We start from the raw sequence: 13265 nt of genomic DNA on the forward strand, positions 1-13265 counted from the left end.
AAATGGAAATTTTAATTATTTTGGTTGTCATTGGTGCCCTTGCATTTGACTTTATTAATGGGTTCCATGATACGGCTAACTCGATTGCAACCTCTGTTTCTACAAAGGCACTAAGACCACGGCAGGCCATTCTGTTAGCTGCTATTATGAATTTTGTAGGAGCAATGACTTTTACGGGTGTAGCTAAATCCATTTCTAAGGATATTGTCGATCCCTTTACGCTTGAAAATGGATCGGTGGTTATTCTAGCTGCACTAATAGCAGCTATTTTTTGGAATTTATTAACGTGGTATTACGGAATTCCGAGCAGTTCTTCCCATGCACTCATTGGGTCAATTGCGGGATCAGCATTGGCTTCAGCAGGTTTTGGTGCGCTTAACTATACTGGATTTTTGAAAATCCTCCAAGCTTTAATTATTTCACCAATCCTCGCTTTTGCGGTCGGATATATTGTGTACAGTATTTTTAAAGTGGTATTTAAAAATGCAAATTTAGCGAAGACTAATCGGAATTTCCGTTACATGCAAATTGCCACTGCAGCCCTACAGTCTTACTCACATGGAACGAATGATGCACAAAAAGCAATGGGGATTATCACGATGGCTTTAATTGCTAATGGCTACCTTGGCAGTAATGCTGAAGTTCCATTTTGGGTACAATTCTCCTGTGCGCTGGCAATGGGATTAGGTACATCCGTCGGAGGATGGAAAATTATTAAAACCGTTGGTGGTAAGATTATGAAAATCAGACCTATTAACGGGGTGGCAGCAGATTTAACTGGTGCAGCTGTAATCTTTGGTGCTACTTTCATGCATGTACCTGTTAGTACAACCCACGTCATTTCTTCCGGTATTCTAGGGGTTGGTGCCTCACACCGACTAAAAGGAGTAAAATGGGATACTGCTCAAAGAATGCTTATCACTTGGGTTATTACGCTTCCGATTTCAGCAGCTATAGCAGCAATTTCTTATTTTATCTTAAATCTATTCTTCTAGAATATAAATAAAAAAAAGCAATACAATTCGAGCGAATTGTATTGCTTTTTTTTATAAAATTTTACCTATTTTGCCTTTATGGTCATCATACAAAGCAACGATAACCTCAATATTATTGTCAATAAAGCTTAGCCGTTCTCTTGAAACCACAGTCCATTCATCTGAAAAATTAATGGCTGACAAAATATGTCTGAAACTAAAGCTATATCTGTCGTGAAGTTGGGAAATGACATAACTTACTCCAGCATGTCTTCCTTCTTTATTCAAGATATCTTCTATGTCACTCTTTAGCCACTCCGGAGCCACCTCAACCGTTCTTTTCAGCAATAATTCATATTCGTCTTGAAGCATCATATACCTCCCTGATTTTAACAAAAAAAACTAATATAAAAAAAATTTACCTATTCCTATTATACCATACGTTAAGTATTCTCCTTATTCCTTGCCATCATACAACGTCTTAATTCAGAACCAACTTGCTCAACAATCCTTTTTTTAGTTTCAACACTTCTAAATGGAAATCACATTCATACTTTTTATGTAGGGACAAGTTTGGAGTGATTCTCATTGAAACAAAAAATTATTGCGATGCTTATTGGCAGTTTACTATTAAGCCTCGGTGTAAATGGGTTTCTCGTACCTTATCATCTGCTAGATGGCGGGGTAATCGGGTTAGGGTTAATCTTTCATTACTTTTACGGATGGCCAACGGGACTTACTATGATTGTTTTAAGTCTTCCTCTCTATATCTTAGCATGGTTTTTTGAAAGGCGATATTTTTACTACAGTCTGCATGGCCTCATTATCTCTTCTTTTTGCATTGACTTACTTTCCTTTATTAATGGAAAAATTAAGATTGGTATTTTCCCTAGTACGATTATTGGAGGTATTCTTGTAGGAGTTGGTATTGGTTTAATGCTCCGTTATGATACAAGCACGGGCGGGACTGATTTACTAGCCCAGATTATTACTAAATTTACCTCTGTAAATATAGGCATTATTATATTTTTAATTGACGGTCTTGTCATTACCAGCGGAATTCAAGTCGTGGGATTAGAGAAATTCTTTTATTCTTTAGTAACGATTATTTTTGTAGGTTTAATGACTTCTCTGACAGTGATTAGAAAACCTGAACCATACTAATGAAAAAAATATAAGAGCCTACGGCAGTGCCGCAGGCTCCGTGTTTGAATGTTAATGTAATGACTTTACCTTATCAGTACAGCTTTCCATCGCCGCCAATATACCGCCGCGAAATTGTCTCTTTTCGAGTTCAGTTACTGCTTCAATTGTCGCCCCGCCTGGTGTGCACACATTATCCTTCAGTTCTCCTGGGTGACTTGCAGTTTCGAGAACCATTTTAGCAGCCCCAAGGACTGCCTGCGCGGCAAGCCGATATGCTTTATCTCTTGGAATTCCCTGCTTAACTCCTCCGTCAGCCATCGCTTCTATCAACATATAAACATAAGCTGGCGAAGAACCACTTATCGCAGGTACAGCATCCATTAATTTCTCATCCAGCCTCTCTGTTTTTCCAAACGTTTGGAAGAGACGTTCAACCTCCAATACCTCTTCCTCACTAAGCCTCCCATTCGAACAAATAGCACTCATCCCTTCACCAACCAAGGAAGGAGTGTTTGGCATAGTCCTGACACCCTTTACATGAAAACCAAATTCCTTTTCAATATCCTTTAATGTAATTCCGGCTGCAATAGTAATAATCTTACATTCGGGATGAACATCATTTTTGATTTCTTGAATTACCTTCGAATGCTGATCAGGTTTTACAGCAAGGATCAAAATATCCGCAAACCTTGCTACTTCTCGATTATTATGGGTCGTTCGAATTTGATAATTTGATTTAATTTTTTCAATAGTGCACTCTGTTTTTGCGCTGGCGATTATGTTTTCTTTTGAAATCAACTTTGATTTTAGGATTCCTGCTATCATCGCTTGAGCCATTTTTCCTGCACCGATAAATCCGATTTTTTTATTCAAAAAGCTGCACCTTCTTTTATTTTCTATCTTTCGTTTCTGTAGGTTTCCTTAATGATGGAAATAACAAGCTTTTTTCTTTACCATTCTCATACATCATTAATTGTTATTTTTAAAATTAATAACAAGCATTAAAAAAGAGACGGGATTAGAATCCTGTCTCAATGTTTTATTTTATAATAAACACTCCTCAGACAACTTTATTTATTGGAAAAATTTAACCATCCAACTGGCAATAACGCCTCCAAAATAAACACCAAAGACGCCTACTACTGCGGAAAACACAGGAGGAGCGGGTAATGGCAGCCTCATAAATTTAAATATTATTCCAACAATTAATCCAGCAATTAATGCTAATACTACTTCTTTCATTTTGTATCCCTCAAATCGTAAAATTAATAATTGCTTTGAGAAATTTCACCTTTACTAATAGACACCCCTGAACTTGCACCGATACGAGTAGCACCTGCTTCAATCATGGCAAGTGCGTCCTCAGTACTGCGAACGCCACCAGAAGCTTTTACACCAATTTCAGGTCCAACTGTTTCTCTCATTAAACGGATATCTTCAATTGTAGCTCCGCCTGTAGAGAACCCGGTGGAGGTTTTTACAAAATCCGCGCCGGCCTTAACGGAAAGTTCACATGCTCTTACTTTTTCTTCATTCGTTAAAAGACATGTCTCAATAATAACCTTTGTTAGTGCTTTACCTTTCGCAGCCTCAACAACCGCTTTAATATCTCGCTCGACTAAATCGTCTTGTTTATCCTTAAGTGCGCCGATATTGATTACCATATCGATTTCATTCGCACCATTTTCAATCGCATTTCTTGTTTCAAATGCCTTTGTTTCCGGTGTAGAGGCTCCTAAAGGAAAACCAATTACGGTACAAACTTTTACTTCTGGGGTATTTTTAAGCATATCTGCAGATATTTTTACCCAAGTTGGATTGACACATACAGAAGCGAAAGAATATTTCTTAGCTTCCTCTACTAACTTCACAATTTCATCCTTGGTCGCGTTTGCTTTTAATAATGTATGATCAATCATTCTAGTAATACTTTGAGTCTTCATGTACATCCTCCCTGTTTTAGCCAAACATTCATAGTTTATTTTCACATTGTAACTATAACAAATCTATTAAACATTTGTAAATACACAAATGAACATTTGTAAAATAATTAATACTTATGAGTTTTTATCTAACAGAAATTTTGCGGTAAATTGATCGGTTATTAACACATTGGCATAATGTCCCTTCAATGCACCATATATCCCCTCAATTTTATTAGGACCGCCTGCTACAAGTATGGAATATTCCTTTTTTCGTAGGTCCTCAAGTTTCACACCTAATGTTCTTTCATTTAGACTTTCATCACAAACTTCTCCATTTTTATCAAAGAAACGTGAACAAATATCCCCAACTGCTTCTTCATTTAGAGCTTTTTGGTCACTCTCGGTAAAATACCCCATTTGGAATAATAACGAATCCGTTTTGATGGAACCAATGGTAAACAGTGCGATATTAGCCTTTTTTCCCAATTCAAGAATTTTTTTAATATGGCGGTCTGCCTCCATTGCCTGCTTAACAACCACGTGATCCACAATGGCAGGCAGCGGAAGATTGAGAGGTGTTGTGTTGTACGCCTTGCCAAAAAGATACAAAATTTCTGAAGCGTAATTATTGGTTTCCGCGTGACTGACGCCGCCTTTTAGCTGTACAACCTTGACATCTTTGACAAATTTCTGTTTTAGCTCCACTGCAATGTGGTATAGCGTTGTTCCCCACGTGACACCAATAATGTCCTGATCCTTTACAATTTCATCAAGATATAATGCTGCTTTTTCTCCGAGATAATTTTTGATAATATGATTCTCAAATTGGGGAATTGGTGCAACAATAGCTTTTTTTAAATTGAACTTTTTTTCTAGCTGAACGGTCAAATTCTCAACATCTTCAGTTGGGTCCATGATATTGATTTGGACGATTCCCTTTTCTTTGGCCTGCTGTAATAATCGGGACACTGTCGGGCGTGAAATACCCAAAATTTTCGCAATTTCGTTTTGATTATAATCCAATAAATAATATAACTTTGCTGCTTCAATCACTTTACTTAGTTTTTCTTGGTCCAATGTTCATCACCTAATCCCTGACTTTTTAATTATTATAGCAAGTCATCATGAAAATCCATAACTTTTTTTACATTTGTAAAGTATAAGATGAACATTATTTTACGTTCATCTCTTTCTGTATATTTGTATTTTCGTTATTAATTGAGGGAATGATTCATATCATATTTAATTGTCCATTTCTTATTGCCACGAAATAGTCATCTATTACTCTTAATGAGTTCTGCTATACTACGTAAGGGAATCATTTCCTAAAGGAGGTCTTAAAATGGAGAAACTCGGAGGAATTATATATCGATATCGTAAATGGGTACTTGCCCTTTGGATTCTGATTATTGGAATATCAGGGATTTTCGCATTAAAACTACCGTCTGTATTAAGCGGAAACGGCTTTGAATATAACGGGGAATATAATGAAACAAGAAAACTGCTTGAAAAAGATTTTGGGCAAGCGAAATCCTCTATTATTCTCGTTTTCCATAGGGAAAATAGTGTGGATGACGAGGATTGGAATCAATTCATACAAGGAACCTTCAAGAATCTTAAAGAGTTCGATCGTGCTAAAAGTATCACCACTCCTTATGATCGACATGGGATGATTAAAAATGACTATGCATATGGTCTTTTATCTTTTGATAAAAGTGCAGAAAGTTTAAGCGATGAAATTGGCCAATTGAACAAGATTCTAAAAAATAAAAAGGGATTAAAGGTCACAATGACAGGTGAACCTATCATTGTTCAAGATCTTAATATTGCAAGCCAAGAGGATTTAGCTAAAGCTGAAATGATTGGCTTGCCGATTGCATTAATCGTTTTGGTCCTAGCCTTTGGAGGGTTAATCGCTGCCTCCATTCCAATTGTCATCGGGGTTGTATCAATTCTAACAACAATGGGTGCTGTTTTCTTTTTTAGTTATGGTACTGATTTGACAATCTTTATTTTAAATATTGTCCCAATGATTGGACTGGCTTTAAGCATTGATTTTGCCTTATTATTAATAAACCGCTATAAAGAAGAATTACATACAAAATCTGTTGAAGAAGCGATTAAGATTAGTGTAGCAACCGCTGGACGTTCCATTATCTTTTCAGGGCTATGTGTTTTTATTGGCTTATCAGCATTATGGTTTATTCAAATTGATATTTTCCAGAATGTAGCTCTTGGCGGTATGGCAGTGGTATTTATTTCTGCCTTCTGTGCCTTAACCTTTCTTCCTGCCTTACTAGCAGTTCTTGGACCTAAAATTAACAAATTCAGCGTTCTTCGGATAACCGATAATAAAGCGAGCATCTGGCATAGATTTGCAAAGTTTGTAATGAGGCGCCCTGTTCTTATGGCAGCGGCCGCACTAGCCATCCTTCTTGCCGGTCTTGTGCCTGTTGCTCAGATGACAATGTCGATTCCAGGGACAGAATCACTTCCGGCAAAATATCCATCAAGAGTAGCATTTGAAGCCTTCGAGGAGAACTTTATTCCTAAGGATAAACGGAATGAAAAGAAAGTATCTGTAGTGCTTGAAACAAAAGGAAATATTTTAGAAACAGGGAATCTGGAAAAGGTAAGCAGCTTTCTTGATGAGCTATCGAAGGATAAACTGGTTGATACTGTAGATTCTCCTTTTTCTGCGACAGGCATTCAGGATGAAGAAGTGTTATCTCAACTGCTTCGGTTTGGACAAAAGGAACAGACTGCGCCCATACTTGATTATTTCGTTCGAGATAATAAAATGCTAATTGAAGTTTATTTAAATACAAATGATCATTCCGCGGAAGCTAGAGAGTGGATTCGTGATTGGTCAAGCAGGGATCTGGAACTGTCTGCCCATTTTGGAGGAGCGATTAAGTTTGAGCAGGAGATCTTTGATGAGATTTTCAAGAAGGCTCCTTATGGATTGTTATTAATTATAGTCTCAACCTTCTTCATTCTTATGGCGGCTTTTCGTTCAATCCTAATTCCATTAAAGGCGATTTTGATGAATATATTAAGCTTAAGCTGTACGTTCGGAATTGTCGTTTGGATTTTCCAGCAGGGGCATTTAGGTGTAGAGCCTGCAGATATAGCCCTAATTTTACCCGTTTTTGTATTCACTCTCGTATTTGGACTTTCAATGGATTACGAAGTCTTTTTGATTTCTAGAATTCAGGAGTTCTATTTGAAAACAGGAGATAATACTGAAGCTACGATATCTGGCTTAACTTACACGAGTAAAATTATTACCTCTGCTGCAGCAATTATGATTGTTGTGACAGGAGCATTTGCCTTTACAGGCGTAATGCCAATTAAGCAGTTAGGGGTCGGAATTGCCATCGCTATTTTTATTGACGCTACTATTGTCAGGATGGTTCTTGTACCTGCATTAATGAAGTTATTTGGGGACTGGAACTGGTGGTTCTTTGGACTTAAGAATAAAGGTTTGACAAAACACAAAAAGAAGCCGGCCTAATTTTTTAGGCTGGCTTTTCCAATCTTAGATATTTTTAGCGTATTGTTCGTTTGGTACTTTACTTAATGTAACATATAAGCTTACAGGTTCATTTCCGGTATTATTAAAAGCAAGTTCTTCTTCGCCGCCTACATGTACTAAATCTGCTTCCGATACCTCAGTTTCTTGACCATCAATAATAAATGTACCGCTCCCTGTTACAACATAAAGATATACCTCTGTTCCGGGGTGCTTATGAACGGGAAGCTGCTGTCCGGGTAAGAAATTTAAAACAAATGCAGTCGTTTCACCTTTTTTGTAAATAATCCGTTTTGTAAATCTATCTTCGCTATATTCCATATAGGCTTTTACAGAATTTTTTTCCATCCTATTTCCCTCCTTGTAATCCTATATGTATATTCTAACTGAAAATGATTTTCAATTAAGTGAAGCACATCACTGTTTATTGTTCTTATGGTACCAAGAAAAATTCTTGTAAAACTCTTCTTGTTATCGTAACCGCTTTTTGTTGCTAGGTAATCTTTTAATGCCCTCGGTACAAACAAGGCTTCCTAAAAACCCCACTAAGATGCTTGATGAGATGATTTTCAATGCATAAAAAATACCTGTTCCTGTGAGACAATCTAGTATTAAAAATTTTTTGATGGTTGATCCTTTAATAGTGTAGAAAACAACTTGATTTTGATGTTTCATATTCACATATCACACCCAAATTATTTTTCCTAAAGATATGATTAATCAAGATTGTCTTATTCCAACCTTTGACCTAAATAAGAAATGCGACCCTCCAAAATTGAAGAATCGCATTCAATACCCTGCTGCTCGAAAAGTTCTGAAACATCCCTAGAACGAAAATAGGGGTTAATAATATCTTTGTTATGTATCTTTTTTCATTCAATGCAAGATTTATCGCAATCTCTGTTTTTCCACTTCCAAAGTGACCGGTTAGGATAGTCAATGAACTTCTTTACGACATATAGGAAATGATAACTTTCTGAGGAACTTCTATCTCATCTTCATTTTTTGTTTTAAGTTGTCCACATGATGGCATTTCAAATGAGAAGTCCTCCACCTTTGAAGGAATAATACCTTTTTGTTTTAATTGTGAAAAAACTAGCTGCATTCCGTCTTCAGTCGAAAGGGTTTTATTCGACCCTTCTACCTGAAAACACTCTACACAGGTTTCAACAATATTCTCAGAGATCTGCTCCTGTGCAAACACTAATTTTGCTCCGGTAAACCGCTCTACTTCCATATTTTCTAGCTCAATGATTGTTGTAATATTCATATTTCAAAACCTCCACCTTTTGTCTCTTTTATTATAAGTAATCTCCCTAAAGATTTTTTTTGAAACCCCTTTAATTCACTTTTTATTCATATGTTTTTGACAAATTTCTGTCAATTTCGAGAATTTTATTCTCATGTATCAATATAAAGGGATTGCCAAATAATAACACAAAGAAGTTTAGAGGAGGCTGACAAATGAACAATAAAAAGTTATTCCTTTTACTCTTTATTAGCATGATTATTTGGTCTCTACTCCCGTCAAGAATGTTTGCAGAAGAAAGCAGTACAGTGAACAACAATGGAGTAATCGATTTGCGAATCCTTGAGACCACTGACCTCCACGCGTCATTAGTAAATTACGATTATTATCAAACTAAAACGGACAATACTATTGGGCTTGTCAAAACAGCAAGTCTTATTCGTCAGGCAAGAAGCGAAGCAGGCAATTCCTTATTGTTTGACAATGGGGACCATTTAAAAGGAAATCCTCTAGGTGAATACTTAGTAAGAATACGAGGTATTCAAAATGGGAAAGTACATCCTGTATACCGTGCTTTTAATTATTTAAAATATGACGCGATCACAATTGGAAATCATGAATTTAATTATGGTCTAAAGTTTTTAAACAATGTTCTTAAGGGAGTGAAAATGCCGGCTGTTAATGCCAATGTTTACTCCGTTAAAAAGAATAAACCCTATTTTAAACCTTATGTTATTTTAAAAAGAAGTGTTGTTGATAAGCAAGGTATGGAACATGAATTGAATATTGGGGTAATTGGATTTATGCCTCCACAAATTATGAGATGGGACAAGGCAAATTTAGAAGGAAAAGTGATCGCTCGGCCAATTGTTGAAAGTGCAAAGGAATTCGTGCCAATTATGAAGGCAGAAGGTGCTGATATAATTATCGCACTCGCTCACACAGGAATAGATAGTGAACCCTATCACCCAGAAACGGAAAACGCGGTCTATTACCTTAGTGAAATTCCAGAAATTGATGTGATTTTAGCAGGACACTCTCATAGCGTATTTCCAGGACCCACCTTTAAGGATTTACCAAAGGCAAATATTGAAGAAGGAAAAATCAAGGGTAAACCCGTTGTAATGGCAGGTGCTTTTGGCAGCCGTCTTGGGATTATTGATCTGCAGCTTGAGGTTAAAGATGGTAAGTGGAAAGTGGTAAAAAGTACATCCTTTACAAAATCGATTGCAGATGAAACTGGAAATCCTCTTGTGAAGACTGATAAAAAATTATTTAGGCTAATTAAACCTGAGCATCAGGAAACGGTCGATTTCTTGAAAAAGCTTGGTTTGTAGCGATGAAAAATAGGATGGATCCCTTTTAGTGACAATGGTCTCTACTTTTTTGGCCGTTTGGTCACTAAAAAGCCCTTTTAGTGACCTTGGCCTTTACTTTTCTTGCAATTAGGTCACTAAAGAGCCCCTTTAGTGACCTTAGCTCCTATTTTTTAAGGTTTCGGGCTTTAAAGAGCTCCTATAATGATCATGGTTTCTATTTTATTCAGTGAATTTTTTAAAAATCAAAGTGGCATTATGTCCGCCAAAACCTAATGAGTTGGATAAAACCACTTGAACATCCTTCATCTTTGCCACGTTTGGGACATAGTCTAAATCCAGTTGTTCATCAGGTGTTTGATAATTAATGGTTGGCGGGATAATTCCATCCTTGATTGCCAATAGAGAAAAAATCGCCTCTATTGCCCCAGTTGCACCCAACAAATGGCCTGTCATTGATTTCGTTGAACTGACAGATAATTTATAGGCATGATCTTTAAAAACTTCTTTGATAGCTAACGTTTCATACAAATCATTATAATAGGTGGACGTACCATGAGCATTGATATAGTCAACTTGTTCAGGAGTAATTCCAGCGTCAGCTAATGCTAATTTCATTGCTCTTCCTGCCCCTTCTCCTTCAGGTGCAGGAGTCGTAATATGATGAGCGTCACCTGTAGCTCCGTACCCTGCTAATTCTCCATAAATAAAAGCACCCCGAGCCAATGCGTGTTCTAATTCTTCTAGTACCACGATACCGGCGCCTTCACCGATGACAAATCCATCACGATTCTTATCGAATGGCCTGCTTGCTGTTGCCGGGTCGGGATTTTTTGAAAGTGCGGTCATATTTGAAAATCCCGCGACTGTCATAGCAGTAATGGTTGCTTCTGTTCCGCCAGCTATCATCACATCCACATCCCCCTTTTGAATCACACGGAATGCATCACCAATGGAATTCGCACCGGACGCACAGGCTGTAACCGAACAATTGTTGATTCCTTTAGCACCAAGTGAAATCGATACTTGTCCTGCTGCCATATCAGGAATAAACATCGGTATCGTAAACGGATTTACCCTTCTTTGGCCTTTTTCAATAAACTTTCGATGTTGTTCCTCGAATTCAGCCAATCCGCCAATGCCTGACCCAATCCAAACACCGACCCGTTCCGGTTGAATATCTTCTCCAATGTTGATCCCTGCATCCTTAACAGCCATTTTACTTGCTGCAATGGCGAACTGGCTATAACGCCCCATCCTTCTGGCTTCTTTTTTATCGATAAACTCTTCTGGCGCAAAGCCTTTAACTTCTGCTGCAATCTTGATGTCAACCTGATCTACATCAAAAAGGGTTGCAGGGCCAATACCGGAAACACCGTTCTTAATCTGTTCCCATGATGTATGAGCATCATTTCCCAAAGGAGTGACTGCTCCAATCCCTGTAATCACTACTCTTTTAATCATTCAATGCTCACTCCCAAATAGATTTTTTGAATAATTCTTACACTCTTTCTATAGTTTAACGAATTCAGAGTGGCCGGACAAATTAATTTTTCGGCACAGCACAATCTCTTTCACTAGCATACAGCAAAAAACGATAGGTTACCCTATCGTTTTTCCTCTACTTGCTATAAAGTAACTCCTGTTTTAAAAATAGCAATCTCTCTAAAGTCGTTTTTTTCGTTGTTCACCCATTCACCGCTTGCAACTTTGATAATGTAATGAATAAATTCTCGTAGTACTACATCTGATTCTTTTTCCAACAGTACGCCTGCATTAAAGTCAATCCAATGCGGCTTTGCCTCGTAAATTGGAGTGTTGGTTGATATCTTCATGGTTGGAACAAAGGCTCCAAACGGTGTTCCGCGGCCGGTAGTAAATAGAACCAACTGACAGCCGGCTGCTGCTAAAGCCGAAGAGGCTACAAGGTCATTTCCTGGGGCACTTAGCAGGTTTAGACCCTTTTGTTTAATCATTTCTCCGTATTTAAGGACATCGGTTACAACAGATGTACCTGCTTTTTGCGTACAGCCAAGTGATTTATCCTCTAGGGTAGTAATACCGCCGGCTTTATTCCCTGGTGATGGATTTTCATAAACTGGTTGTTTATTTTGAATGAAGTATTCCTTGAATTCATTAATTAATTCAACGGTTTTTTCAAAGACTTCACCATCTGCGGCTCGTTCCATCAAAATCGTTTCCGCACCAAACATTTCCGGTACTTCAGTCAACACGGTCGTTCCACCTTGGGATACTAAGAAATCTGAAAATCTTCCTAATAACGGATTAGCCGTAATCCCTGAAAATCCATCCGAGCCACCACATTTTAGACCAACCTTAAGTTCAGATAAAGGCACTGGTTCCCGCTTATCATCCCTAGCATTCTCATAGATTTCCTTAAGCAGCTTAACACCAGCTTCAATTTCATCTTTCACTTCTTGGGACACTAAGAACTTTACCCGATCTTCATCATATTCTCCCAAGCTTTCTTTGAATTCATATAAATTGTTATTTTCACAACCAAGACCTAGGACTAACACTCCGCCGGCATTTGGGTGCAGGACAGCATCCCTCAGAATTTTCTTTGTGTTTTCATGGTCGTCACCTAATTGTGAACAGCCATAATTATGTTTTAACACCAGTACATTTTCGTAAGGACTAATATCTCCCACTTCTTTTTCAAACAGCTTAATCATTCTTTCCGCAACGCCATTAACACAACCTACCGTTGGAACAATCCACAGCTCATTTCTAATTCCAACATGACCATTTTTTCTTTTGAATCCATTGAATGTTAGGTTCTCTTTTTCATAGTGAGTGGTGTTTAGCTTTTGATTATATTGATATTCCTGAATTCCGTCTAAATTCGTTTTGGTATTATGAGTGTGAATATGTTCCCCGACAGAAATTGCTTTTATGGCATGCCCAATCGGATAGCCGTATTTAACGACATGTTCATTTATCGCAATGTTTTTAATGGCGACCTTATGCCCTCTTGGCGCATCTTCCTTTAGTGTGATAGTTTCCCCATCTACAGTAAAAGTTTGACCTGCGCTTAAATCTTTTAAGGCAACCACAACATTGTCTTGATTATGGATCTGGATGATATCCAACATTAGA

Annotated in this window: 13 protein-coding genes; 4 read left to right on the top strand and 9 right to left on the bottom strand. The window is 37.6% G+C overall.

The features are described 5' to 3' along the window. Positions 1-2 precede the first annotated feature (2 nt). The gene (locus QFZ28_RS23230) at positions 3-995 is read left to right on the top strand and encodes an inorganic phosphate transporter (RefSeq protein WP_307196856.1); all 993 of its coding nucleotides are present in this window, start codon (positions 3-5) and stop codon (positions 993-995) included. Between the two features lie 51 nt (positions 996-1046). On the opposite strand, the gene QFZ28_RS23235 is transcribed toward QFZ28_RS23230, so the two are convergent. Next, positions 1047-1346: a hypothetical protein gene (locus QFZ28_RS23235; RefSeq protein ID WP_307196857.1), complete on the bottom strand. Its 300-nt coding sequence runs from the start codon at positions 1344-1346 to the stop codon at positions 1047-1049. 237 nt (positions 1347-1583) lie between these two features. On the opposite strand from QFZ28_RS23235, the gene QFZ28_RS23240 reads away from it, so the two are divergent. After that, a complete protein-coding gene (locus QFZ28_RS23240) occupies positions 1584-2138 on the top strand; it encodes a YitT family protein (RefSeq protein WP_373428156.1) in 555 nt (184 codons plus the stop codon). 51 nt (positions 2139-2189) lie between these two features. Here the strand turns inward: QFZ28_RS23240 and proC are convergent, their stop codons facing one another. The 4 genes from proC to QFZ28_RS23260 all read right to left on the bottom strand — a co-directional run bounded on the left by proC (position 2190) and on the right by QFZ28_RS23260 (position 5122). Then, on the bottom strand, positions 2190-2993 hold the full coding sequence (proC, locus tag QFZ28_RS23245) for a pyrroline-5-carboxylate reductase (RefSeq protein ID WP_307196859.1): 804 nt from the start codon (positions 2991-2993) through the stop codon (positions 2190-2192). A gap of 201 nt (positions 2994-3194) precedes the next feature. Further along, positions 3195-3362 (bottom strand): XapX domain-containing protein, encoded by a 168-nt coding sequence (locus QFZ28_RS23250; RefSeq protein WP_034675180.1) that lies wholly within the window; start codon positions 3360-3362, stop codon positions 3195-3197. Between the two features lie 23 nt (positions 3363-3385). Beyond that, complete coding sequence (gene deoC / locus QFZ28_RS23255; RefSeq protein WP_307196860.1) at positions 3386-4063, bottom strand: deoxyribose-phosphate aldolase; 678 nt, start codon at positions 4061-4063, stop codon at positions 3386-3388. A 114-nt stretch (positions 4064-4177) separates the two neighbouring features. Continuing rightward, complete coding sequence (locus QFZ28_RS23260; protein ID WP_307196861.1) at positions 4178-5122, bottom strand: sugar-binding transcriptional regulator; 945 nt, start codon at positions 5120-5122, stop codon at positions 4178-4180. A 265-nt stretch (positions 5123-5387) separates the two neighbouring features. Here QFZ28_RS23260 and QFZ28_RS23265 point away from each other — a divergent pair, with 265 nt between their 5' ends. Beyond that, entirely contained in the window at positions 5388-7562 is a 2175-nt protein-coding gene (locus tag QFZ28_RS23265) for an MMPL family transporter (protein WP_307196862.1), read from the top strand. 24 nt (positions 7563-7586) lie between these two features. On the opposite strand, the gene QFZ28_RS23270 is transcribed toward QFZ28_RS23265, so the two are convergent. Together QFZ28_RS23270 and QFZ28_RS23275 are read right to left on the bottom strand one after the other, a co-directional pair. Continuing rightward, positions 7587-7928: a cupin domain-containing protein gene (locus tag QFZ28_RS23270; RefSeq protein ID WP_307196863.1), complete on the bottom strand. Its 342-nt coding sequence runs from the start codon at positions 7926-7928 to the stop codon at positions 7587-7589. Between the two features lie 601 nt (positions 7929-8529). After that, positions 8530-8850 carry a hypothetical protein gene (locus QFZ28_RS23275; protein WP_307196864.1) on the bottom strand — a complete coding sequence of 107 codons (321 nt, stop codon included), beginning with the start codon at positions 8848-8850 and terminating at the stop codon, positions 8530-8532. Between the two features lie 194 nt (positions 8851-9044). On the opposite strand from QFZ28_RS23275, the gene QFZ28_RS23280 reads away from it, so the two are divergent. Next, complete coding sequence (locus tag QFZ28_RS23280; RefSeq protein WP_307196865.1) at positions 9045-10166, top strand: metallophosphoesterase; 1122 nt, start codon at positions 9045-9047, stop codon at positions 10164-10166. Positions 10167-10367: 201 nt separating this feature from the next. On the opposite strand, the gene fabF is transcribed toward QFZ28_RS23280, so the two are convergent. Continuing rightward, positions 10368-11609: a beta-ketoacyl-ACP synthase II gene (fabF, locus tag QFZ28_RS23285; protein ID WP_307196866.1), complete on the bottom strand. Its 1242-nt coding sequence runs from the start codon at positions 11607-11609 to the stop codon at positions 10368-10370. Positions 11610-11773: 164 nt separating this feature from the next. After that, complete coding sequence (locus tag QFZ28_RS23290) at positions 11774-13261, bottom strand: UxaA family hydrolase (RefSeq protein ID WP_307196867.1); 1488 nt, start codon at positions 13259-13261, stop codon at positions 11774-11776. Positions 13262-13265 lie beyond the last annotated feature (4 nt).

Origin of the sequence: Neobacillus niacini (genome assembly GCF_030817695.1) — a bacterium.
Classification (GTDB): Bacteria; Bacillota; Bacilli; order Bacillales; family Cytobacillaceae; genus Neobacillus; species Neobacillus niacini_F.

Bases quoted from the DNA above. Each gene is read 5' to 3' on its own strand.
- QFZ28_RS23270 (WP_307196863.1), bottom strand. From the start codon at position 7,928: ATGGAAAAAAATTCTGTAAAAGCCTATATGGAATATAGCGAAGATAGA.
- QFZ28_RS23235 (WP_307196857.1), bottom strand. From the start codon at position 1,346: ATGCTTCAAGACGAATATGAATTATTGCTGAAAAGAACGGTTGAGGTG.
- QFZ28_RS23230 (WP_307196856.1), top strand. From the start codon at position 3: ATGGAAATTTTAATTATTTTGGTTGTCATTGGTGCCCTTGCATTTGAC.
- QFZ28_RS23240 (WP_373428156.1), top strand. From the start codon at position 1,584: ATGCTTATTGGCAGTTTACTATTAAGCCTCGGTGTAAATGGGTTTCTC.
- QFZ28_RS23250 (WP_034675180.1), bottom strand. From the start codon at position 3,362: ATGAAAGAAGTAGTATTAGCATTAATTGCTGGATTAATTGTTGGAATA.
- QFZ28_RS23265 (WP_307196862.1), top strand. From the start codon at position 5,388: ATGGAGAAACTCGGAGGAATTATATATCGATATCGTAAATGGGTACTT.
- fabF (WP_307196866.1), bottom strand. From the start codon at position 11,609: ATGATTAAAAGAGTAGTGATTACAGGGATTGGAGCAGTCACTCCTTTG.
- QFZ28_RS23280 (WP_307196865.1), top strand. From the start codon at position 9,045: ATGAACAATAAAAAGTTATTCCTTTTACTCTTTATTAGCATGATTATT.
- QFZ28_RS23290 (WP_307196867.1), bottom strand. From the start codon at position 13,261: ATGTTGGATATCATCCAGATCCATAATCAAGACAATGTTGTGGTTGCC.
- QFZ28_RS23275 (WP_307196864.1), bottom strand. From the start codon at position 8,850: ATGAATATTACAACAATCATTGAGCTAGAAAATATGGAAGTAGAGCGG.
- deoC (WP_307196860.1), bottom strand. From the start codon at position 4,063: ATGAAGACTCAAAGTATTACTAGAATGATTGATCATACATTATTAAAA.